The organism is Adlercreutzia agrestimuris (genome assembly GCF_943193125.1).
In the GTDB taxonomy this organism is placed as follows: domain Bacteria; phylum Actinomycetota; class Coriobacteriia; order Coriobacteriales; family Eggerthellaceae; genus Xiamenia; species Xiamenia agrestimuris.
This window is the reverse complement of sequence record NZ_CALPCX010000001.1, coordinates 265,659-289,367: the sequence shown is the minus strand read 5'-3', so window position 1 is coordinate 289,367 and position 23,709 is coordinate 265,659. Positions and strand designations below refer to the sequence as shown.

Genomic DNA, 23,709 nt, shown 5'->3' with positions numbered 1-23,709 from the left:
TAAACATGATCAAAGGGGTGTGAGCAGGATGGAGACAGTGACAAAGAAACTGTCGCGCAGCATGTTGGCTTTGCTGCTAGCAGTTTCGCTTATGATTCCTGTAGGGGCGCTGCAGTCCCAGCAGGCATGGGCAGACGATGCGCAAGAATATGCTGATTCAAGCGCGGGGGAAGATGTGGTGCTTGAGATTAAAGCAGGCGCTGCAACGCTCAAGGAAATACGACAAACACGTATAAGTTTCCAAATTTGACAGTTGTGTCAAATTCAACGCGTCCAATCAAGGGCATTACCATTCAATTTACTTCAGCAATTACCAGCGCTGATCATATTGACTTGAATGGAAGCGGCAAGTTTGAGCGCTTTGCGGGTAGCAAGGCGGGTAATGTTTCCATTAATGTCCCTGCGGGTGCTACGGCAGATGAATGGGCAACCTATCTGCGCGAAAACCTTGAAATCACCCTGGATGGTTCTACTACGAAAAGCTTGCGCATGATTGCAAGTTTTGATCCTGTGTCAACGCAATATGACTACAACGCCAGCAACGGCCATTATTATGAGACTGTTCGTCAAAAGGTAAATTGGGAAACCGCTTACGAAGCTTGCAAAACCAAAAAATGCATGGGTATGCAAGGCTATCTGGTAACTATTACTTCCCAGCAAGAACATGACTATGTATATACCATGATTGCTGAAAACTGCTGGATGGGTGCAACAAGTTGGGATCCTTATACATCTCCGGTAAAAAATACCTATGCTGATTTCTATAAAACAAAAGGAATCACTATTCCTGGCACCACTCATACGGGAAGCACAGAGTTTTATTATTGGGTGTCAGGACCTGAAGCTGGCAAGATTGTCAGTTACGGACCACTGAAAGCACAAATTGCTGCGCCTGATCCTGAGGGCGGCACCATGTTTACCAACTGGGCAAGCGGTGAGCCGAATAACTCCAGTGGAGAAATGTGCGCTCATTTCTATACAAGCCAAAATGGTCAGTGGAATGACTATGCCAACAATAACCAGTGCTTCTATGTTATCGAATACGGTGGCATGCCAGGCGATGATGAGAGTGGCGTAGGTTCATCTGGTGGAGATGGTGATGCTAACGTTGACGTTTTCGTGAAGGTTGACATCAACATTGACCCATCAGGCAAAACGCTTACCACTGAGTCTTCTGATGTATACGTTGGTCAGCCGCTCAACATTCGTGAGAACGTGAATGGTGGCGAGGTTGAAACCATTATCGGCCTTGATTCCGCGGGCAAATTTGTCACTGAGCCCGCAACGCCTGATCGCACGTATTATCAGCTCAAAGAGGGCGGCAACCGCAATAATCCTGACCACTGGATCAAGCTTGACGCAGAGCCTACGCATGTTGGCACCTATAAGGTTGTGTCGAATTGCGTATTCCAGACTCCTTTTGAACAGGCGGATGGTCAGCACGGCGGCCTTGTTGAATACGTTCCCGGCGAAAGCATCTTCCGCATTCGTCCCCTTGAGATTGACGTGACAAATCCTGCTACACCCACGCCAACTCCTGATAATCCCGAAGGCAAGCCCGTTGGTGGAGAATTCATCAACGCTGATGGCTCAACCACTGAGGTGCAAGGTCGCGGCTTTGCGAAAACATATGATGGCACCCCATATATGGTTCCTGGTGCGGTAAACATTGCCGATGCAACCGTTGCGGGCGCTCAGGCATATCTTACTTTTGAGCATGCTGAGTTTGTCTCAAAAGATGCTGGTCATGTTGAACTTAAGCTGACAGGTGTGAAGGTTGCTGGCAAGGATGCTGCGGACTATAAGATTAAAGGTCTACAAAATGGCGAACTGACGGTTAACGGCACTATTTTGCCACGCTCGTTGGAGATTGCCAGCACCTATGTCAATGATCTTGGAAGCGAAGTAACCAGTTGGATTACGGGCATTCCTTTCTTCAATACGGCAGCAGCCATTGGTAGCAATGCAAACTACAAGCATAACGCTAGCGCTTTCGATGCTTCGAAAGCAACTCAGAGTGACACTGACGGTCAAAACACATGGCCGGTGTCGTGGCCTGCCAACCTGCTGGCTCCTGGTGATAGCTTAGTTGACGTATTGGGCAGCGTGACATACACCTCGGCAACTGCGGGCGGTATGCGACTCAATCGCGCTGATCCTTCAATTGGAACTTATCTCCTCACTCCGAACTTCTCAAAGGTTTCTCGTACGTCAAAGGGTTTTGTGACGCAAGACGGAAACTATGTTTTGAGCTTTGTGAAGGGCAAGCTTGGCGTAACTGCACGCCCGTCAAACGTGATCAACAAGGATCATCCGATCATTATTGAGACAACGGTTACCCCTGATGGTGGCGATGATCCTGTCACGAAAGACGATTTGAAAGATATTGTGGACAAGGAACTTGGGGGAGATCCTGATCCTAACAATCCTGACGACCCGCGCGGAAAGATTCCTGAGGGCGTAGACCCGATTATCACTATTACAAAGGGTGGTACCGTCCAAGAAGAGATTGATCCGACTGATCCGGGCGAGTACAAGGTCATTGTCACGTATCCAAGCCCTGACGGTACAGATATTGAAGTTGAAATTGATTATGTGATTGAGAAGGATCCTTCGCCGTCACCTGCACCTAATATGTTTGGAGTAACAACCAGGCTGAAAGGGGCAACAAGCGGTGCAACCATTACGCCTTCGCAGAGCGTTCGTCCCGGTACCAATGTTGATATCAACTGGACGCTTGGTCCGAATTCCTATGTGGCACTTGTTGAAGTAGATGGCAAGGTGGTTTCACCCACGCCTGCTGACTATACGTTCGCCAACATTAATGGCAACCATCAAATTGTGGTCACGCTTGCCAACTATCCGGTGTTGCCAGGGCAGACATCGAAAGGCTATTACACCGTGACGGTGAACAAGTATGGTGGTGCCTCGGGTGTCACCGTGAGCCCTTCGGCAACGCTTACGGCAGGCTCTTATGGCGAAGCAACCTGGAATGCGGAACCAGGTTATCTGGTAAGCAGCGTGATGGTTGACGGTGTTGCTCTCAGCCCTGAAGTGGTTGCATCGGGCGCTTATGCTTTCCCGAACATTGCTGCAAATCACGTGGTAGATGTGTATTTTGCTCCAGCGTCAGGCGCGCCTACCATGAGCCAGACCGACCTTAATATCACGACGAAGATTGTTGGTGGTCCTGGTTCTATTACGGGTGGCACCACTATTTCGCGTGGTGATAGTTACAACATTGCTTGGGAGCCCGTCATCCAGACCACTCCTGATTACAATAGTCCTGACTATGCGGTCTTTGAGGTTGCAAACGTTGAGGTCAATGGTAAAACTGCCGCTGGCAGTGACGACCGTGATCTAGAGCTAACCAACATTCGCGAGAACAAAGATGTTGTTGTGACCGTTCGCCCCGTCCTTTATGACGTTTCAGTTTTGAAGTACGGTAATGGTAAGGTTTCTAACTCGCGTACCTTCTATAAGGGCCAGCGCTACGTAAACATCTTCGGTACGCCGGCAGAGGGTTCACACATCTCATATATTGAGATCGATGGCGTGAAGTATTATGACGAGCGTGATGCAGCAACAACTACATCCGAGGAATTGGCACAAAGTGATGAGACGGTAGTGGCTTCCGCTCCTTCGCAGAAGAAAGCTTCAGCTGACAAGTTGAGTGCTTCTGCTGGTGAGTCTACAGTTGCTGATGCGTCTGCTTCAACCGAAGATGCCCAGTTAGACGATGACGCTACAAGCGTTGATGAGACTGTGGCAGCCGAAGGCGAGAAGCCAAGCGTTGCAGAAGGCATGGCAAAAGGTGCAGTAACAAGTGCGGTTTCTGAGGCTGTTTCGGTTGCTGATGAGGTTTCTGGTGGCGCAAATGATGCGAACGCAGCAAATGATGCTGTTGCTGCAGCTCCAGAAGATGAAGCGGTTGCCAAGGATGCTGCAAATGTCGATGACGCTACTGACGTGGTTGTTCCGGGCGCAGAGGTTCCAACTGCTACTCAAGGTGATCACATCATTGCTACTTCTGCAGTTCCAAATGTGGTGCGTGCTGCCCAAACGCGTGCTTCTGATCCGGTATTTGAGCCTGAGGTGACTGACGCAAAACAATTTGACCAAGTGGCTCTTGATTTGGACATTACGGGCATCAGCAATGATCATCGCGTCATGGTTTACTTTGCTGAAGATGGCGAAACCGCCAACCCTGATACCGTTAACGACGACAAGCATGTTACGGTGGTTCCAGGTGTTGAGGGTGGTCCTGGTGAAATCACTGGTGGTGGCATTATTAACACCGAGAAAGATCCTACGCCTGAAATAACTTGGACGATTCCGGAAGGTTATGTGCCCGACGGCATCTGGATTGATGACGTGTACTATCCGCTGGATCCTGATGACACTTCGTTTAATGTGCCAGAGGGTCTTGACCCGAGCATTGAGCACACAGTGAAACTTGAGGTCACCAAGCGAGTTCCGGGTGATGAGGATTTGCCAGTACGCGATTATCCGGTGCTTGATACGACTGGTGCTGGAACCGTAAAGCAGTTCATGATTTATACCGAACTGACCGGTGGCCCAGGTACTATCAGTGCTTCTGTACAAGTTGTTGAAGGTTCAAGTCATACCGTAACGTGGACGGTTGGTGAGATTGACGGCATCAAGTACCGTGTGGCAAAAGTTCTTATTGATGGCGTTGAGCATCCTGAGTTGTTGAATGTAACTGAATATACCTTTGACGATATTGCAGGTGCTCACACCATTCAGGTTATTCTTGAGCCTATTGAGAATGTGGTTGACCCAGAACAGCCAGCTCCTGTAGATCCGGAAGATCCACAACCTCAACTTCCTACTGAGGATCCCGAGGAGCCCGCAGGAAACCCGACGCTGCACAAGCTTCCAAGTACACAAGGAGAGGTTGTTGCTGTTGCAAAAGAGGCAGCACTTGCTCGCACGGGCGACCCACTGGCAACTACAGCTGCAGCTCTGTTTGCGGTAGCAGTTGTGGGTGCTGGCGCACTTGTTTTGGCTCGTCGTAAGGAGCAGCGCGACTAACTGCTGAGCACCAAACATTGTGCTTTACCTGAAAAAGCGGCTTGCATAGGCAGGCCGCTTTTTAGTGTCTAGATGCATTATGCGCCTGCCGCCGTACTTGCTTTATGTGCTTTCGAGTTGTCTTTCGTGCTTCCTGCTCTGATTTCTTGCCACGCCTTATTTGAATTTGATGACAAGCAAGTATCTATTTGCGAACAAACGTTGAGTGACTAGCATATTATCTATGGGCTCACGCATTATGAAAGTGACGGGGTTGCTTGAACAATGGTTGTGTGAACACCTCAGAAAAGGTGCAAGCAAAACAAAAGAGCACAAGGAAAGCTCCGTTATCTTAAAGAGGCGCAGGCATGGAGGTTCATTATGTCTAACAGTTTTGGCGAAGGTTTAAAAGATGTCTTTTTGGCTGGTGTTGGAGCCATGGCAATGACGGGCGAAAAGGCGCAAGAGTTAGTTGACCAGCTCATTGCAAAAGGTGAAATCACTGTTGAGCAGGGAAAGCAAATTAACGAAGAGCTCGTCCAAAAAGCAACAGATACGGCAAAAACCATTCGTATGGATGCCTTGGAGACCGCCATGGCCGCAATGACTCCAGAGCAGCGTCAGGAGTTTGCAGCAAAAGCAGCGCAGTTTGCTGCCGCCACCAAAGACGAAGCAGCTCAAGCTGACGCGAAGGATGCCACCCAAACCGAAGGTACTTCCTGCAAGGCATAACAGCACCAAAGTTTTGTAAAATACCAGGTAGAATGTACGACGAAAATATCGTGCTACCTATAGTTGCGCTAAAATTCCAACTGAAATCGCTAGAATCAGCGACATGTGGGCGATACTATGTCACACCATGAAGAAGAAACTATGCAACAAGAAAGGTAGCTTATGAACTTCGAGATAGCCAATAGACTAGCCGCTCGCCGTCGCAATGCCGGGCTTTCGCAGGAAGCATTAGCGGACAAGATTGGAGTGTCGCGACAGGCGGTATCTAAATGGGAGCGCTCGGAGTCTTCTCCTGACACGGACAACCTCATTGCTCTAGCGGCGCTTTATAATGTCTCGCTCGATAAACTGCTCTATAGCGATGTTGCCAAAGATTGCACTCCAGATGTTTCTGAAGAGGTTGAGGCTGAGGTTATTGAAGAAGAAGCTACAAATAATTCGCAGGCGCACGCGGACGGCAACGCTTCAGATTCAGTACACGTGAGCTGGGATGGTGTGCATGTAATAGACAACAAGGGAGCTCAGGTGCATGTCTCTTGGAAAGATGGCGTGCAGGTAAGCGATGGCAAAAATGGCGAAAACGTTCAGGTCAACGCTAACGGGGTTACCATTAATGGCAAACACTTTGACTCATGGAAAGACGTGCATTATTACTATCACCCAACTTCTGTAGATGGGTTAACATCAGAAGAAAAGAGGAAGAGTGCAGTTGCGCGCGCGTGGCTTTCTTTCCCTTTTCCGCTCGTTGTTATAGTGTGCTATCTCATCTGGGGAATTGCTGCTAATGGGTGGGGGGTTGGACTCTTTTTGTTCTTCCTTGTTCCCTTGTATTACATGATAGGTGGCGCGCTTCGCACAAAAAAGATCATGCCGTTTTTGTGCGGCGTGTATCCTCTGGCAGCAACAGCCTGGTTTTGCTATATGGCGTTCATATTAAATGCACCTCATCCAGCGTGGGGGATTTTTCTCACCATTCCGCTCGTTGAGGTGCTTATCATCTGGGCGGCGAAGCACTTTAAGCGCGAACAGGCGCAATAGCAATACCTTCGGCTTCAAGTGCCGTGCGAATCTTCTGCACAAAAGCAAGCGCGCTGGGTGAATCGCCGTGTACACAAAGTGTGTCTGCATGAAGCTCAATAAGCTTGCCTGTATGGGAGAGGACAGCACCCTCCTTAACGGCGCGAATGACGCGCTCAATAGCAACCTCTTCGCCGGCAATTAAGGCATCAGGCTGCGTACGGGGAACAAGTTGTCCGTCGTCGGTATAGTTTCGATCAGCAAAAAATTCCTGTGCACATGTTAAACCAAGTGCTTGACCTGCAGCAATGAGCTGGCTATTTGCAAGGCCAACCAATACAAGGTGCGGATCTACATCATGGACCGCTTGTGCTATGGCATCTGCAAGCGCTCTATCTCGTGCAGCCTTGTTGTAAAACTGACCATGTGGTTTTACATGCGCGAGTGCGGTGCCTTGCGCGTCGCAAAAACCGCGCAGGGCACCGATCTGATACACCGTAAAAGCATATGCTTCATCAGGCGAAAGATTCATATCACGACGACCGAAGCCCTGCAAGTCGGGATACCCCGGGTGCGCACCAATAGCAACGCCGGCGCTTGCAGCTAGAGCCACTGTTTTGCGCATAACCACAGGATCTCCAGCATGCATACCGCAGGCGACATTAACGCTTGAGACGAGGGGGATGATTTGATCGTCTAAGCCAAGCGAATAACGACCAAAGCTTTCGCCTAAATCAGAATTCAAGTCGATGCTATACATGAGCTACCCCTTAAGATCAACGTTTTTGGTGTCGGTAATCAGCATGCAGCCGGGTGCATGCGTGATGGCAAACGGCGGCTTGCTGTTCATGACGACCGACTGAGGAGTAACTCCACAAGCCCAGAATACAGGCACTTCACCAGGATATATATCAACCGGATCTCCGAAGTCTGGTTGCGAAAGGTCACTTATTCCAATGGCAGCTGGATCTCCAATATGCATGGGTGCACCATGAACTTTTGGAATAGCGCCAGAAATTTGCACAGCTTTGATCACCTGATCAGGCGGAAGCGGACGCATGGACATCACCATCTTGCCGCTCATTGAGCCAGCGGGAATACACTCTACATCCGTCAGGTACATAGATACGTTGCGCCCTTGCGTGTTATGGCGCATCTCTATGCCTGCTTCAACAAGTTCGCTCTCAAACGAAAATGAGCATCCAATCACAAATGACACCAGGTCATCGCGCCAATAGTCAGCCACGTTGTCCACTTCAGCAACCAACTTGCCTTCCTCGTAGATGCGATAACGCGGAAAGTCGGTGGCAATATCACAGTTGGTGGCACAAAGTTGCGTCATGCGTTGACCAACATCAGTGACCTCCAAAAGCGGACACGGCTTGGGGTTTCGCTGTGCAAAGAGCAAAAAGTCATAGGCTTGCTCTTTGGGAAGCACAATCAGATTCGCCTGGGCAAATCCGGGACACAGGCCACTCGTTGGAGCGTTATAGCGACCCTCACGAATAATATGGCGTGCCTTGGCGGGCGTTGCTTCAAGCATCTGAGTCCATACCTCCTCAGACACACCTGTTGGTTTGGTTGGTTGTGGTGTCATTACACTTCACCTTTTAAGAATCGTTCGATAAAGCTTGTATCAGCTTTGCCTTCGCGAAACGTTTCGTTCTCCATGATGGCAAACTGAAAATCTAGATTGGTATCCACGCCCACGATAACCATCTCTTCAAGGGCGGTGCGCATCTTCGCAATTGCTTCGGTGCGGTCGCGTCCACGTACGATAATCTTGGCAATCATGGAGTCGTAGTAAGGCGAAATCTCGAAACCGTCATACGCTGCGGTGTCTACGCGCACGCCCATGCCACCTGGAAGATGCATCTGAGAAATCACGCCCGGACTTGGCATAAAGTTGCGCTCGGGCATCTCTGCGTTGATGCGGCATTCAATGGCGTGTCCCTGCAGCACGATATCATTTTGCGTGAAAGAAAGTGGGTCGCCTGCAGCAACGCGAATCATTTCACCCATAAGATCTCTATGTGTAACCATCTCAGTGACGCAATGTTCAACCTGAATGCGCGTATTCATTTCCATGAAGTAGTAATTACGGTTTTCATCCATAAGAAACTCAATTGTTCCCGCAGAGGTATAACCAACCGCGCGTGCTGCTTTTACCGCGTCGTCCATCATTTGTGCGCGCAGTTCATCATCAAGCAGCGGCGAAGGACTCTCTTCAATCATTTTTTGGTGGTTGCGTTGCACTGAGCAATCGCGCTCACCCATAGCAACAATGTTGCCGTGGTTGTCGGCGATGATCTGCACCTCAACGTGGCGAGGGTTGCGCACGCAGCGCTCCAAATACATGGTGTTGTCACCAAAAGCATTCACGCTTTCGCGCTGAGCAATATTGAATTGGTCGAAGAAATCCTCTTCGCTTTCAGACACGCGCATGCCTTTGCCACCGCCACCAGAGGAGGCCTTAATCATAATTGGCCATCCAATGCCACGCGCTTCAATGATGGCCCGCTCAACGTCATGGATGCCCTTTTTCGTGCCGGGTACAACCGGAACGCCTGCTTCCATCATAGTTCGACGAGCTGCGCTTTTGTTGCCCATGCGGTCAATGACTTCCGGGGTGGGCCCGATAAAGGTGATGCCGTTGTCGCGGCACATTTTGGCGAAGGTTGCATTTTCTGATAGGAAGCCATATCCAGGATGAATGGCGTCGGCGCCTGTGCCTTTTGCTGCGGTCAAAATTGCTGTGGTGTTCAGGTATGAATCGCGTGCAGGAGCCGGACCAATGCAGACCGCCTCGTCAGCTAAATAGGTGTGAAGCGCTTGTTTGTCTGCAGTGGAATATACCGCTACTGTCTTGATATTCATGGCGCGACATGCGCGAATAATGCGCACGGCAATTTCGCCACGATTTGCTATGAGAACCTTATTAAACATGCATCTCTCCTGAGAGGTAAGCTTTAAGCTATGTGCTGCGCAGTTTATGCAGAGGCGGCATGCGCGCTAAAGCTGCGCAGTGACAATTTAGGCGGTGGGTTCTGTTGAGATACGGAACAAGGGTTGGTCGTACTCAACTTGCGTACCATTAGCTGCAAGGATTTCGGTGATGACGCCCGGAGCAGGTGCGGTGATTTCGTTCATCATCTTCATAGCCTCAACAATAGCAAGCGTTTGACCTGTTAAGACTTCTTGACCGATGCGTACAAAGGGATCCTCATCAGGGCTTGGAGCGGTGTAGAACGTACCAATCATGGGGCTGCGAACAAGCGTGACTGATGTTTCGTCAACGGGCAAGGCTGCGCTTTGCACGCCTTCGGTAACGTTTGCGCCGTCGTCGCGCGCGCTGAGCAGTTGTCCGACACGCTCAGCTAAAGGAAGTGCAGCTGCAGATGAAAGCGAGGTACGAGAACGTTCAAGCTCAATCTTAACGGTGCCATCGTCAAATCGAAGTGCAGTTAAGTCACCTTCGTCCATAATGCTCAGTAACTCTTTGATCTCTTTGGTTTCCATAACGTCTCCTTTATGCCCGCTCGATCATTCTGTCGGGATGTTTGAGGTCTTCTTCAAGTTCAATCCACAGTTTGTGTCCATTGCTGATGCGCGCCTGCTTTTCTAAGATAGGAGTGAGGCGCCGCGCTGTTTTTCGAGGAGAAGCGCCGCCATAACAGGGCCTTCGCACAATTTTCTCAAGCGCTTGAATCTCTTCTTTTTCTTTGCGAAGAAGCTCTTGAGCAATTTCCACGCTAATAGGGGTGAAACGAATTGATTTACCCGGCTTGCACTGCACTAATTTGGGGATATCTACCGATGCGACGGTGCCAATTTTGGCATAACCGCCGGTAGTTTGCCGATCGGCAAGCATGATGATTGGCCTACCGTGGCTCGGTACTTGTATAGCACCAAGTGCAATGCCATCCGAAATAATATCAGAACCATTTACGGTTTGAATTTCAGGTCCTTCCAAGCGATACCCCATACGATCACATTTGGAGGTGGTTTGATATGCCTGTGAATAGAAGGTAGTAATGCCTTGTTCACTAAAAAGAGATTCTTGTGGACCGGGAATAACGCGCAGCATAATTTCATCTTGGTTAAAGCCGTAAAACCCTGCGTCGTCTTCTAGTTTGTGGCTGCCAAGGTTTGCCAGATAATCTAAGTTGCGCGTTTCAAAACGAAGATAGTCTCCTGTTGTAAGTGCGCGTCCTTCAACGCCGCCAATACCACATTTGAGGTTGGTGGAACGCGATCCCATGACTTCAGGGAGAGCAAATGAGCCCCCGGCAACTGCTAAGTAGCCATACATGCCCGTTTGAGGTGCGCCAAAACTGAGCATTTGACCGCGTCGCACGAAATGTGCTTGATACGAGGCTATGGGCTTGCCGTCAAGGCGGGGAGAAAAATCTCCACCAGTAATGGCAATGAAGGTATTGGTGGTGAAACGCAGGGTGGGACCTGCAAGCACAAATTCCAAAACTGGTGCATTTTCCGGGTTGTCTACCAGTAAATTCGCAATCCGAAATGCACGTTTGTCCATAACGCCAGAAGGCGAAAATCCACTACCTAAGTAACCACTACGTCCCGCATCTTGGACAGTAGTAAGAATTCCAGGCTTGTTGACGGTAACTCCCATAATCTAGCGCTCCTCAAGCACAACATCGCACACATATGTTCCCGCTTGAACTCGCGCATCAATGGTGAAGTAGTCTGATTTTGAAATAGGGACAAAGCGCATGTAGTCTCCTGCTGCATATAAGATGGGTGGGTTACGATCAGGATCGTAAGGTTTCACCGGAGTTCTGCCGATGATCTGCCAACCGCCAGGTGACGGAAGTGGGTAGACGCCGGTCTGTGCTCCGCCAATGCCCACTGATCCGGCTTCAAGACGTGTGCGCGGAGTGGCAAGACGGGGGGTGTGTAGACGCTCATCAAGGCCGCCAAGATAGGCAAAACCCGGAAGGAAACCCAGCATGTCTATGAGGTAGTCGTGGCCTGAATGAAGTGCGATAACTTCTTCGGGCGTGAGGTGTGCGTGAGCTGCCACCGTGTGCATGTCGGGTCCAAATTCTTCGTCATAGCAGACGGGTATCTTGACGATGCGCTTGACTGTCTGCGTGCAAGATGTGAGATTGCGAAGCTTGCCGCGCACTCGTTCGCAGAGCTCATCAAAGCCGATGACGAGTGGGTCATAAAGCACCATCAGAGAGCAAAACGTGGGAACTAGTTCGGTTACTCCGTCAAGAGGATCAGCCTCAAGGGTTTGTACGGCACTTCGAATAACCCCATTTGTCTCAGGGGAAATAGTGGTTCCGAAGACAAGGTTTATAGCTGAGTCTCCGGCAATAGTGATACTAAACTGAGCCATAGCCGTCCGCTTCTATGAGGTTGCTGGTGAGGGTTCAATCTGATACCGTTTGAGCGATTGTTAGTAGATAAGGATTGTAGCATATATGGATAAGGCGCTTTTTGTAGCGGCGTTTTTCTTCGCGTATACGGTTCAAGCTATTACTGGTTTTGCAGGCAATCTGTTTGCTATGCCGGTAGGTACAACGCTGTTAGGGCTCACCAGTTCGGTAGCCATACTTAACACGATGGGCTTTTTGGCGTGCGGCTCGCTGGCGCTTATTAACTACAAGCATATTCATTGGCGAGAGCTGGCAAAAATGGTGAGCGTTATGCTGCCTTTTGTGTTGATAGGAATTTGGCTTGATACGCTGTTGCCGCTGTCGGCGCTTCTTAAGGTCTATGGTGCCCTTATTGTTGTCGTGGGCTTACGTGGTCTTTTGGCGAAAAAGCAGCGGTTTTTGCCTGAGTGGGCGCTTTGGATTGTAATTGGTTTAGCCGGTCTTATTCAGGGTATGTTTGTTTCTGGTGGCGCACTTTTGGTGATCTATGCTATCCAGAAAATCACTGATAAGCAGCAATTTCGCGCTACGCTTTCCGCGGTATGGATGGTTTTGAATTTTCTCTATGCATGTATAGCCTTTGGGCAAGGAAGCTTTACCTCGTCTGTCTTCGACGTGATTGTGTGGTGCATTCCAGCGGCAATTGTGGCAACGCTTTTGGGGCAGCGGCTTCAAAAGCACTTAAGCCAAGAGCGCTTTTTGAAGTGTACCTACGTTATCTTGCTGGGAATTGGTCTGGTGCTTCTTGTAACTTCCTCGTAGAGTTTGAACAACTGATGCTCTGTTATACTTGTTTTGGGCGATCAACCGATGAAAGGACGGGATCATGGCTCAACGATATAAGCGCATCTTTGCTGCTCTTGATGGCGGCTCTACGCAAGAAGCTGTTGCACAACGTGCCATCGCTTTGGCTGCAGGAAACCATGCTGAATTGGTATTCGGGCATGTGATTGATTCGGTGCCTTATGAGGCGTCCGGTGTTGATTTTGAAGCGTTATGCGCTGAGAGTCAGCAGCGTATTGCAGAAGAACTTTCGGAGGTATTTGCGGAAGCTTCAGATAATCCCAATATCCCATCCGTCGAATTTATTGTTCGTGCTGGTCGTGTGACTGATACGCTCGCCAAGCAGCTCATTGAGCCGATTGATCCGGATCTGGTTGTTTGTGGAGAGCGCGGTCTTTCGAATATCAAATACGCATTTGTGGGTAGTGTCTCCACATTCTTGATCCGCTCCATGCGTTGCGACGTCTTGGTCGTTAAACAAGATTAGTGGCTTGTGATGATTCATCCGTAAGCCCTCTCTTACGATATGAATAAGGGAGTTTCCACCAAGTGGGAGCTCCCTTTTTGTTGGTAGGCGTGCGCTCCGTTTTTGAGCCGCTCTATCCAACTATGAATAATTCCCCTTAAAAAAGGATCTACGGAAGCCCCAAACAAGGAGATGCCCACAGCGGCAGATTGAAGCTTCCTTCGACCCTGTTTCACGGTCATAACTATACGTTTTTGATCAGTATTTATCAATATCTAGAAAATTGATAATAGATATATCCGCATTTGATAATATACTTATCCTAATTTGATAATACTAATATCCCTTATTGATAATAAGAAGCGCTCGGCACTAATAGTTAAAGCGCACCTGTGAGGATGGAGATATGGCGCGAAAGATCAATCATATTTCAGCTGAGGACTTGCTTCATCTTTTGTGCGATGATCGGCTTCGCAAATTACGAACCGTTGCTGATCAGGGGCTTTTGTTGCACGAAAGCTTAGATGATTACGAGTTGCCCGAAGGCTACACCAAAGACGAAGTCTGGATGATCCTCACGGCAATTCGCAAGCAAGCGGCATTTTTTTTACCTGATGATCCTTTTCGCAATGCGGACTTTTGGTTTGTTACTACCAGTGCGCTTTCGTTTGATTCTAAGATGCTGGAGTTGCGATGCGCTACGCACTTCCCGCTGGATTTGTCTTTGCAGACACTGCAAGGGTCTCCTTATATCACGCGTTTTTTGGAGCAGACTCTTGCGCGTGGGCTTGAGGCGGATCGGATTACGGTGTCAGAAGAGCGCATTCACGAAATCTTTGTGGGCGCGCCTTTAGAAAATGATATAGATCGGGTTATTTCAAACTATTTCGTCTTGAGTAATATGGCTGAGCATTTGGCAGAACGCGAAATCACACACGGGCTGATTGAGACGCTGTACTATCAGCTTATTGAGGGCGTGGATGCCTCTCATCTGCCATGTCGTGGTGAGGTTTGCAAGCTTGACGAGCGCCTCTTGCCTCCTAGCGCTAAGGATTGCATGGATGCAATTTGCGAACGCGCCAGTGATGATTTTGGAGACGAGTCTCGTTTTGGACCCGTATTGCGCATCATTAATGTTTCGTGGTTCTTTTGGAACTTCGATGTCTTTCCCTCTCTTAATACACTCGTGGGCATTTTGCTTCGCAACATTATGGCTATCAAGTGGGGTTTTCCCGTCTTGAGTTGGCTGCCGGTTGGGTATTATCCTTTCGGTAAACTCAACACACCGCAGATGGAAGCGGTCTTTAATAATTGGTCACGAGATTATGGCTTTGGGTTTGACTTCACTTCGTATTTCGCCGTGAATGTGCAACTCTATCTTGAAGAGCTTGATCGGCTTGAGCTTGCTATTGGAGAATTGGAACGGCTCAATCACCGTATTGATGAGCTGCTCTCTTCGGATATCAATCATCGACAGAAATCCATCTTGGCATCGCTTGTACGCGAACCAGATGCCTTTTTGCGTATTGCTCCACATCAGCGTATGTTTCGCGTGGCATATGCAACGGCGCGCTCTGACTTTTTGGAGCTTGAGCAAGCGGGTTTTTTGGTGCGCGAGCAAGAAGGTAAGGCTTTTGTGTTTCGTGCGTGCGATGACTTGCGAGAGCGCATTGTTCGCCTGGGCGAGGCAGCGCTCTCGTTGCAAGCTTCGCAAGATGCGTCTAATGAGACGTTTTAAAGCGCTACGGTCTTTCGCGTAAGGTCAGCCAGGTTGTAATAAAACGCTGTGCGTGCATGCTTTTGGATGTCATCGCAAAAGGTGTTTATCCAACCAAGATGGTTTTTGGTAAAGATATCAAGCTCAGCCGCTAAGGCGCAAGCTTTCTCTTCGTCATTTGATGCAAGGGCATCAAGTGCAAGTTGAGAGAGGTGCGCGGTAAGTTCGAACTGAAGTGCAATATGGTCTTCGGGAAGATCAAATGACGCATCAACGGCTAGACCATAATGCTTATACAGTTCAACCATTTCATCGCGCGCCTCTTGCATAAGCAAGCCCTCTTCTGAGGTGTACACAGATTCGTAGGGGGCAACAGGATGAGAGCTCATGCCCAAAAAGAGTTGATTAAAGTCTGCGGCTAAATCGGTGCGCAAAGCTTCACGGTCAGCATCATGTGCTTCTTGATAAAACTCAGGCAACAAAGCTTGTGCGCTCGGTTCATCAAGTACAACATCAATAAAGGCCTTGTCAGGAGCTCCAATAAAGGCACGTGATAGGAAATGGTAGGCAAGATTGCTTTGTTGCAAGAGCTCTTGTAGTTCAGCGGTGTTCATAAACCCTCCTTTTGGACGTGAGTTGATCGCGTGAGTTAATGCGTTGAGATCAAAGTATAAGACAGGCGCCGCTATCTGGGAGGGAAGGGGCGACGCCTGTCTTGAGAATGGATCAGACCGCTTTGGTCTGGAGTAAGTTAAAGCTTGGTGTTGGACTCTTAGGAGACAAACACGCTCGGGGTGGTTTCGCCATCAAGACGTGTACCGCCCTTTGCCTTCGCAGCTTCTTCCATCTCAGAAAGCGGACCGAAGTGAAGTGCTTGCACGGGGCAGGTTAGAACACAATGAGGCTGCTCGTCTTCGCGGCCGATAGAAAGACAGGTGTCGCACTTGTCCATCTTGAAGCCGCCACCTTCAACTTCTGTGTACTGCGGCACATCAAACGGGCAGGCGCTTGAGCAGGTTTTGCAGCCGATGCACAACTCGTCGTCAACAACTACAACACCGTCTTCGTCGCGCTTGCTAATGGCGCCTTGGGGGCAGTTAGCAAGGCAGAGCGGGTTTTCGCAATGCATGCATGAGAGAGACTCAAATTTACGCTTGACCTCGGGGAACGTGCCCTCAACGGTCTCTTGGACATTTCGACGAGAAACCGTACCTGCTTCAATTTCATGCCACTGTTTGCAGGCTACAACGCATGCCCAGCACTTGATGCAGCGGCTTGTATCTACGTAGAATCCGTATTGTTCAGCCATGATTTACCCCTCTACCTTCGAAATCTTGACCAACGTTTGCTTTGCCATGGATGACGTGAAGCCGTCGTAGTTGGCCATATTGTCGTCATACAAAACGTTTACTTCGCTGCCGCCGTCTAATGCGCCATAGCCAGGAAGTCCCAGCTCTTCGCAAGGCTCCCACCAACCACGCTTGGTCATCAGCACGTTAGGGTTAATGGCTTCAAAGTAACGCGCAACCATCTTGATGGATCCATGCGGAGATTCGATAAGCATCCAATCGCCGTCTTCAATGCCATACTCTTTTGCGGTTGCCGGATTGATTTTGACCCACGGCTCCGGTTGCAACTCACGCAGATACGGTACGTCGTGATAGTAGCTATGGTTGCAAAGGCGATATGCATGAACGTCAGAGATGACCAACGGATACTCAGCAGCAATGTCGGGAGTGCCATCCAGACTTTCCGGAGCGCCTTTGTAGACAGGAAGGCGCTCAATCATGCCGGTGTCCATAGCGTTTGGCTTGCCGCCAATCCATTCGTTTACGCACTGTACTTTGCCCTCGGGCAAGGAGGCGAACATTTTCTCATAGTTCTGGTATTCAGGCTCAGTGGGCTGGGCACCATCGGTGCGCTCTTTAAAGATGTAGCCCTTTTCGCGCAGCTCTTCAAGGGTGATGCCTGAGCCATCAAGCATTTCGGAGAGCATTACGTCAATGTCGCCGTTCCAGAAATCGTCGCCATAACCCATAGCAACCGCCAAATCCAGGTAGTACTGCCAGTCAGAGTGGCATTCGCCCATGGGTTCAGAGATCACCTGGTTGATACCAATGAAGGTGCCAGCCGGTGAATTCTTGATGGCGAACTGATCAGCGGATTCATACTGCGTGGTTGCCGGCAAAACAATGTCAGCGTAATCGCACGATGAGTTCCAAGCCACATCCATAACCACGTAGTAGTCAAGCTTTTTGAGCGCTTCAGCAACGGTCTTCGGCTGGCGAGTTGCTGACATGGGGTTAGATGACTGACCCAAGATGCAACGCAGCGGGAAGGGGTCTTCGGTCAAGATTGACTGGATACCTTTGTTGTACGCGGTTGTTGGGCCTGATTCTTGGGTCTCCATGGTCTGGAACCAACGCGGGGTCTCCGGGCCAACCAGCTTAGAGACGCCAGCCATCCAACCATTGGTTTTGTCTTCTTCGCTTGCAGGCAGACGATCCGAGAGAAGATCAATATCGTTTGTCTTGATGAGCGGCTCGGGCATAACCATGCGAGCACCGCCACCGCCAGCAATACCTAAGTTGCCGGTGATTGCCTCAATCAGGCATACGCAAGCAACCGTCCAATGGCTGTCGGCTGATTGGTCACCAATGCCGTTGCCGATATAGATGCCCATTGGGCTGGTGGTTCCCATAACGCGAGCAACCTCAATGATCTGCTCCTCAGGAATGCCCGTGATAGGAGCTGCCCATGAAGGCGGGTACTGCTTGATGTGCTCTGCAAGTTCGTCAAAACCGAGGCACCAATTCTCAACGAAGTCGTGATCGTAGAGATCCTCTTCGATGATGACATTCAAGATGGCCATTGCCAAAGCGCCATCAGTGCCAGGAATGATGGGCAGCCAGTAATCGGCATGCGAGCCTAAGCCTTCCTGCATGGGGCGAATGTCAATTACCTTCGTACCATTTTCCTGTGCATCCAAGCGACCGTTCGGATTGCCCTGGTTGATTGCGGAGTTTTCTGAGTTGTAGCCCCAGGCAACCAACAACTTGCACTTGTCTAGCTGACCAGGCTCGGTGCTGGTGGCGCCCAGGTGATTTGGACCGCCCAAAGTTACCAGGCGAGAGAACATACGCTGCGAATTACAGATTGCAGAGTGCAGGTAGTTCGGTGAACCATGAACGTTTAAGAAGCGACGACCAAGCGTTCCTAGTACTTCGTAGTACTGCGGCGACAAAACGCCATAGGTTTCAGCGCCGTATTGCTCTTTTTGCTCTTTGAGCTTAGCGGCAATTTCTTCGATAGCCTGATCCCAGGTGATTTGCTCGAATTTGCCTTCGCCTTTTTCGCCCGTGCGTTTCATGGGGTAGAGCAAACGGTTGGGTGAATAGACGGTGTGCATAGCAGCGTTGCCTTTAGCGCACAAGGTCTTTGAACCGCGGCCGTAGTTGTTGCCGGCCTCGGGGTTGCCTTCTACATGAACCCAGCGACCGTCTTTGATGGTGCATAGTGTTGAGCAGTGAGTGCGAGCAGGTCCGCACATCTTGCACCATGCATGTTTAACTTCAACAACTGGCTCTGCGCCTGTGTTGTCTCCGGTTTGCGAAAGTTGCTCTTCGTCGGTGGTGAGCGTTTGGGATGTGCAGCCACCCAGCATTGCAGCGGCACCTAACGCGGCGACGCCTTGAAGCAACGTACGACGAGTTAATTCAGCCATAAATTCTCCTCCTCTTATTCGTGTCCCTGTACCTTTTTTGCGGCTTATCTCTCCCTAAAGATTAAGCCCCCTCTCTCAAGCATTTAGAGAAGCCCCTTTAAGAGACACAGGGGTCGCACAAGCGACACCTATGAGGTTATCGGTCTTGCGTATTGAATAAAATCGTAGGTTTCGCATATTTCTAAAAAGGTATTGTGACCAGGAAATACATATAGATCATATGAGCTTTTTTTCGCGCGAGAAGCGCTTTGTAGTATTGCCACGTTCCTTTGAACTGATAGACTTTTTTCGAAGTCTTTGCTCAGAGACGCGGTCCTTTTTTAGAGAAGGTACCTTAGCAAAGCAGATGCAAACGGCAAGGATCGGGAGGGGATCTCAGTGCCGAATAAGCCGCAAGAGCAGCTACCCTTTTCTGGCGTGACAGAAGCAGTTGGTGGTATACGTGCTCATCTTAATAATGTGACGCTCGCTGATATATTTGATCGGCGTGTGTTAGGGTTTGCTGCAATTCTGGCGTGGCAGTTCATCACTTTCTTTAGCACTTCTATTCACTATTCAACTCGAAACGACATAACGCACTTTAATAGTGTTATGGGTTTCGCCAGTTTAGGCATAATTGGTGTTCTGCTTGTAGCGGCGCTTGCATCAAACGGTTTCGCGCGGTGTATGCGCAGACGAGTAGTGCAATGGGTTGCTCCTGTGCTTGTCTCGGCAAGCAGCATCTTGCTTGCTGTCATTGAGCACGTTGACGCATTTGAGCAGCCGTGGTGCTCTCTTGCATCAACGGTGGCCGGCGTGGGTGTGGGCGTCATGATTCTTGGATGGAGCAAGGTGTTTGTGCGCATGAACATCTTGCAGGTTATGGCAAAAACCGCCACATCCTTTTTGTTCTCCGCGGCAATTTTTGCAATTGCTGTTGCGCTTCCGCTTGCAATTAGCATTACTGTCACCGTGCTGCTGCCCATAATCAGCGGGTTCGTGCTCTATCAACGCCTTAATATTTGGTGCGACGAAGAGGGGTTGACGCAGTCAACGACGCCTCTTCGTGCAGGAGCTTTTTCGGTGAATGCGGTGCTTTCGTTGGGCGTTTTGGCTTGGTCGGGCGCGTTTGCGCAAGCGCTTCTCTTCGATCCGTTGTTTCTTATTGATAACGGAAGCTATCCGTGGTTTTTTGTGATCGGAACTATTGTGGCAGTAGTTGTCATCTGCGCTCCGATGCTCTCAAGCGACTCGCTTGATTTTGCGGGCGCTTATCGCTCGAGCGTTTTTAGTATGGGGCTTATCTTTTTGTTGGTGCCCATTGTGAGTACAGGTACGGCTTTGGCGGACGTTTTAGGATTGAGTATCTATTGCATTGTGCTGCTGCTTGCCTGGGTGGTGCTTGCGCGCACCACGAGCCTCTATCAATTGCCCGTGTTGTTTACGTTTGGTATTGGCTGGTCGGCGCTTATGGCAGGTTCGCTTGCGGGGACGTTTCTGGGCGGCCTGGTGCGTACGTTTGCGGATGTGACGCCGCGACTGCTGTCTGTTTGCACGCTTGTCTGCGTGGTGTTGCTGTTTTTCGCTTACTTGTTCCTTTTCACGGAAAAGTCTATGGCGCGGCTTTTGGGCGGTCCGATTTCGCAAGGAAAGCGGCCGTTTCACGAGCGCGGACATCAAATTGCGCTTGACTATAATCTGACAAAACGCGAAGAAGAAATCATGATGCTTATTGCGAAGGGCCGCACGAATGCGCGCATTTGCGAAGAGCTAGGCGTAACGCCGGGAACGGTGAACACCCATCTGTCGAATCTCTATAAAAAGCTTGATGTCCACGACCGTCAAGAGGTTATTGATCTGGTTGAGAAGAACGACTAGCTGGCCGTATGCTAATCTAGCTGCAAACAATTTCGCCAGTGTGTTAGGAGTTTTACGATGATCAATGAGCGGATGTTTGGGTTGGGTGCAGAACCAAGTGCTATTCGCGAGCTGTTTGCTTATGGTTTGGCTCGTAAAGCCGAGATTGGCGAAGAAAACGTCTTTGACTTCAGTATTGGCAATCCGAGCGTGCCTGCTCCGGAGATAGTGAAGGAAACCATGCTTGCGCTGTTAGAGGGCGATCCGGTAGCGCTGCATGGCTATTCACCTGCGGCAGGAGATCCGGGCGTCAAGCGCGTTATTGCCCAAAGCATCTCTCAGCGCTTCGGTGTGCCAGCGGATCCTTTGCACCTTTATCTGACGGCGGGAGCTGCGGCTGCTCTTGCTATCTCGCTTGCGGCGCTCACTGCTCCAGGTGACGAGGTTATAGTTAATGCGCCGTATTTCCCGGAATACAAGGTTTGGATTGAGTCTGCTGGATGCAGGTGCGTCGAGGTGCCAACAACTGTGCCTGAGTTTCAGCTTGATATTGCTGCACTTGAAGCTGCAATCACTCCGCGGACAAGTGCCATAATTATCAACTCTCCCAACAACCCCGTAGGTTCTGTGTATACGCGTGAGAACCTCGAGGAACTTGCAGCTCTGCTTGAGCGCAAAGAGAAGGAGCTTGATCGTCCGCTGTATCTTATCAGTGACGAGCCATATCGCGAGATTACGTATGGTGCTGAGGTTGCTTTTGTGCCTACCATTTGGCCGCGCACGCTTGTCTGCTATTCGTATTCAAAAGCGCTTTCGTTGCCAGGCGAGCGCATCGGCTATGTCTACGTCTCCGATCTGATGGATAATGCGAACGAGGTATCGTGTGCCGTGGCTGGTGCGGGTCGTGCGCTTGGGTATGTTTGCGCACCGGTGTTGCTTCAAAAGACTATTGCCGCTTGCGTGGATGTGCCTTCTGATGTGGCTGCTTATGCCGCCAATCGCGAAAAGCTCACGCGTGGTTTGGCGCAGCTTGGTTACGAGTTCGTTGAACCGCAGGGTGCATTTTATCTTTGGGTGCGTGCGCTTGAAGAAGATGCGCAGGCTTTCAGCGAACGTGCAAAGGCGCATGAGCTTTTGCTGGTGCCCTCTGACAGCTTTGGTGTTGGTGGCTGGGTACGCATCAGCTATTGCATTGCGCCTGAGGTTATTGAGCGCGCTATGCCCGCGTTTGCGGCGCTTAAAGCCGAGTACGATCAGTAGGGGATTGAGCGCGCTTGGTTGGTGTTGTTGCCCACTCACGCGCTCACCATCGCTGATAGCGTAGGCGAAGAAGGGCACTCGGTTGGTGTTGTCGCCGGACAGGCCGAGCGGATGTGCTGATGTGCCGGGCTGCGTGGCAGGTTGCGCCCGAAATGTATAGGTTCACGCGTGGACGCGAGTGTGCGAAAGCCGAGGGGTGGCAGGTTCTGCCCGAAATGTATAGGTTTCATACATTTCAGGCACAACCTGCCATTTTTTCATACCCCTATTGAACTGGGGTTTTACAACGTTTCCGCAGGTCATAGGCGATGGCAGTTTGTTCCCGATTTGTATGAAAATCGCCCCGAGTTCTGGGAGCGCCCCGAGCCTCGAGCCGCAGCTCCAACCCGCAACCCCAACCCGCAGCCCCAACCCCGCAACCTCGAGCCGCAGCCCCGAGCCCCAACCCGCAACCCCGAGCCCCGAGCCTCGAGCCGTAACCCCAACCCGCAACCCCGAGCCACAGCCCTGAGCTCGAGCTCCCGGCCCGGCAGCGCCTGCGACCCCCCAACGATCTCACCACTTGCAGCGAGTCGCTACTTCCAGTGCCGTGGCTTAGCGCTGAAAGAGTAGACTGCTCCAAACATGATGCTGCAGTTGCGACCAATCGTGCTTCGATGGACGTCGACGAATTCCAAGATGCTTGTCAAGTAAGCTGACAACGGACAAAAAAGATGGCCAGCTATAAACTTGTTTTTTGGTGAGCGTCAAAACAGTAAATCCCATCGACTCTAACGCGATGCGCCTCCCTGCGTCCTGCGAGATTTTTTCTGCGCCAGTGTGATCGAGGATCCCGTCATATTCAACAATGACCTGCTGCTCTTCCCACAAAAGATCCGCAAAGAGACAACGTGATCTGACCAAGGGGTATGCGTCAGTAGGAACGGGAAGGGCTCCGTTGAGTTGCATCGTCGGGAAAGCCTGACCTCCGCGTTTAAGTGGAAGCGTTAGTATGGTTGCAAGGGCTGATTCCATGGGGGATCTTGAATTGTTGCGCACGTATTTCACGAGCTGACGTGCGCGCTTGACGCCTGATAGGGGGAGTTGGCGTCGAAGAGTTTTGCTAATCGTCTGCTGCGAGGTAAGCGGCTGAGTGCACATGTAACCTCTTTCAGTAAAGTTGTTTATCCGGTATGCCCCGCAGAGCTCTGCGCCGACGGTGATGGCCTGCGTATCCGGAAGCGATGCCGCCAGCTGTATGAAACAGATTTCAGGGCGCACGACTGCGAGGTGAGGTTCTACAGCAAGCGAAACACTCTCAAGATCAACCTTGGTGCACACATGATTGATCACCGACTGATGTTGAAGGCGATGGGCGTTGTCTGACACCATTATGTGAATTGGTCGCGAAAAGTATTGTCCATAACGCGCAAGAAATAAAACCAGCTCTTTTTTAGTAGGCTGCATCTTGCCGTTTGATCTTGACGAGGGATTGGTGTCTACTTGCGGTGTGTTGCTTAAAGAAAAACTCGCAAGATCTTGGCAGCTTCGCCTCATTGATTCGTGGACTGTCAGCTGTGGCAAGTGCCGGTAAAATTCAAGTGCCGATATGTCTGATAGCGTAATCATAATGCCGGCAGTCTAGCACGTTCAGAGATTAAAATAAAGCCTGATCAAAAGCTATTTTTAGGTGAAAATTGGAGGCAAAAAAAGAGATAAATGTGACAGAGAAATGCGCATTTGCAAGACA

General features: G+C 50.2%; 19 protein-coding genes. 9 read left to right on the top strand and 10 right to left on the bottom strand.

Annotation, left to right across the window (positions count from 1 at the left end; translation table 11 throughout):
• Positions 1-28 precede the first annotated feature (28 nt).
• From NFR28_RS01205 to NFR28_RS01190, 4 genes are all read left to right on the top strand, one after another.
• The gene (locus tag NFR28_RS01205; protein WP_251178016.1) at positions 29-250 is read left to right on the top strand and encodes a hypothetical protein; all 222 of its coding nucleotides are present in this window, start codon (positions 29-31) and stop codon (positions 248-250) included.
• Positions 247-5,055: a hypothetical protein gene (locus NFR28_RS01200; protein ID WP_251178015.1), complete on the top strand. Its 4,809-nt coding sequence runs from the start codon at positions 247-249 to the stop codon at positions 5,053-5,055. Before NFR28_RS01205 ends, NFR28_RS01200 begins: the two co-directional genes overlap by 4 nt.
• Before the next feature lie 360 nt (positions 5,056-5,415).
• On the top strand, positions 5,416-5,766 hold the full coding sequence (locus NFR28_RS01195; RefSeq protein WP_251178014.1) for a phasin family protein: 351 nt from the start codon (positions 5,416-5,418) through the stop codon (positions 5,764-5,766).
• A gap of 162 nt (positions 5,767-5,928) precedes the next feature.
• Entirely contained in the window at positions 5,929-6,804 is an 876-nt protein-coding gene (locus NFR28_RS01190) for a helix-turn-helix transcriptional regulator (RefSeq protein ID WP_251178013.1), read from the top strand.
• Here NFR28_RS01190 and NFR28_RS01185 read toward each other — a convergent pair.
• From NFR28_RS01185 to pxpB, 6 genes are all read right to left on the bottom strand, one after another.
• Positions 6,782-7,543 (bottom strand): LamB/YcsF family protein, encoded by a 762-nt coding sequence (locus NFR28_RS01185; protein WP_251178012.1) that lies wholly within the window; start codon positions 7,541-7,543, stop codon positions 6,782-6,784. The genes NFR28_RS01190 and NFR28_RS01185 overlap by 23 nt on opposite strands.
• A 3-nt stretch (positions 7,544-7,546) precedes the next feature.
• Positions 7,547-8,380, bottom strand: a complete 834-nt coding sequence (locus NFR28_RS01180; protein ID WP_251178011.1) for a putative hydro-lyase — start codon at positions 8,378-8,380, stop codon at positions 7,547-7,549.
• Positions 8,380-9,729: an acetyl-CoA carboxylase biotin carboxylase subunit gene (gene accC / locus NFR28_RS01175; protein WP_251178010.1), complete on the bottom strand. Its 1,350-nt coding sequence runs from the start codon at positions 9,727-9,729 to the stop codon at positions 8,380-8,382. Before accC ends, NFR28_RS01180 begins: the two co-directional genes overlap by 1 nt.
• A gap of 87 nt (positions 9,730-9,816) precedes the next feature.
• Positions 9,817-10,302 (bottom strand): acetyl-CoA carboxylase biotin carboxyl carrier protein, encoded by a 486-nt coding sequence (accB, locus tag NFR28_RS01170; RefSeq protein WP_251178009.1) that lies wholly within the window; start codon positions 10,300-10,302, stop codon positions 9,817-9,819.
• 10 nt (positions 10,303-10,312) lie between these two features.
• Positions 10,313-11,422, bottom strand: coding sequence for a 5-oxoprolinase subunit C family protein (locus NFR28_RS01165; RefSeq protein WP_251178008.1), 1,110 nt, complete (start codon positions 11,420-11,422; stop codon positions 10,313-10,315).
• A 3-nt stretch (positions 11,423-11,425) separates the two neighbouring features.
• The gene (gene pxpB / locus NFR28_RS01160) at positions 11,426-12,154 is read right to left on the bottom strand and encodes a 5-oxoprolinase subunit PxpB (protein ID WP_251178007.1); all 729 of its coding nucleotides are present in this window, start codon (positions 12,152-12,154) and stop codon (positions 11,426-11,428) included.
• A gap of 85 nt (positions 12,155-12,239) precedes the next feature.
• On the opposite strand from pxpB, the gene NFR28_RS01155 reads away from it, so the two are divergent.
• The 3 genes from NFR28_RS01155 to NFR28_RS01145 all read left to right on the top strand — a co-directional run bounded on the left by NFR28_RS01155 (position 12,240) and on the right by NFR28_RS01145 (position 15,181).
• The gene (locus NFR28_RS01155) at positions 12,240-12,956 is read left to right on the top strand and encodes a sulfite exporter TauE/SafE family protein (RefSeq protein WP_251178006.1); all 717 of its coding nucleotides are present in this window, start codon (positions 12,240-12,242) and stop codon (positions 12,954-12,956) included.
• A gap of 64 nt (positions 12,957-13,020) precedes the next feature.
• Positions 13,021-13,464 carry a universal stress protein gene (locus NFR28_RS01150; RefSeq protein ID WP_251178005.1) on the top strand — a complete coding sequence of 148 codons (444 nt, stop codon included), beginning with the start codon at positions 13,021-13,023 and terminating at the stop codon, positions 13,462-13,464.
• Positions 13,465-13,849: 385 nt separating this feature from the next.
• Positions 13,850-15,181 carry a Fic family protein gene (locus NFR28_RS01145; RefSeq protein WP_251178004.1) on the top strand — a complete coding sequence of 444 codons (1,332 nt, stop codon included), beginning with the start codon at positions 13,850-13,852 and terminating at the stop codon, positions 15,179-15,181.
• On the opposite strand, the gene NFR28_RS01140 is transcribed toward NFR28_RS01145, so the two are convergent.
• The 3 genes from NFR28_RS01140 to NFR28_RS01130 all read right to left on the bottom strand — a co-directional run bounded on the left by NFR28_RS01140 (position 15,178) and on the right by NFR28_RS01130 (position 18,884).
• Positions 15,178-15,774 carry a TorD/DmsD family molecular chaperone gene (locus NFR28_RS01140; RefSeq protein WP_251178003.1) on the bottom strand — a complete coding sequence of 199 codons (597 nt, stop codon included), beginning with the start codon at positions 15,772-15,774 and terminating at the stop codon, positions 15,178-15,180. The genes NFR28_RS01145 and NFR28_RS01140 overlap by 4 nt on opposite strands.
• Positions 15,775-15,932: 158 nt before the next feature.
• A complete protein-coding gene (locus NFR28_RS01135) occupies positions 15,933-16,469 on the bottom strand; it encodes a 4Fe-4S dicluster domain-containing protein (protein WP_251178002.1) in 537 nt (178 codons plus the stop codon).
• Positions 16,470-16,472: 3 nt separating this feature from the next.
• Positions 16,473-18,884, bottom strand: coding sequence for a molybdopterin-containing oxidoreductase family protein (locus tag NFR28_RS01130; protein WP_251178001.1), 2,412 nt, complete (start codon positions 18,882-18,884; stop codon positions 16,473-16,475).
• A gap of 378 nt (positions 18,885-19,262) precedes the next feature.
• Here NFR28_RS01130 and NFR28_RS01125 point away from each other — a divergent pair, with 378 nt between their 5' ends.
• Entirely contained in the window at positions 19,263-20,741 is a 1,479-nt protein-coding gene (locus NFR28_RS01125; RefSeq protein ID WP_251178000.1) for a helix-turn-helix transcriptional regulator, read from the top strand.
• A gap of 57 nt (positions 20,742-20,798) precedes the next feature.
• On the top strand, positions 20,799-21,980 hold the full coding sequence (locus NFR28_RS01120; protein ID WP_251177999.1) for a pyridoxal phosphate-dependent aminotransferase: 1,182 nt from the start codon (positions 20,799-20,801) through the stop codon (positions 21,978-21,980).
• Positions 21,981-22,574: 594 nt separating this feature from the next.
• On the opposite strand, the gene NFR28_RS01115 is transcribed toward NFR28_RS01120, so the two are convergent.
• A complete protein-coding gene (locus tag NFR28_RS01115) occupies positions 22,575-23,588 on the bottom strand; it encodes a DUF559 domain-containing protein (RefSeq protein WP_251177998.1) in 1,014 nt (337 codons plus the stop codon).
• Between the last annotated feature and the right edge of the window lie 121 nt (positions 23,589-23,709).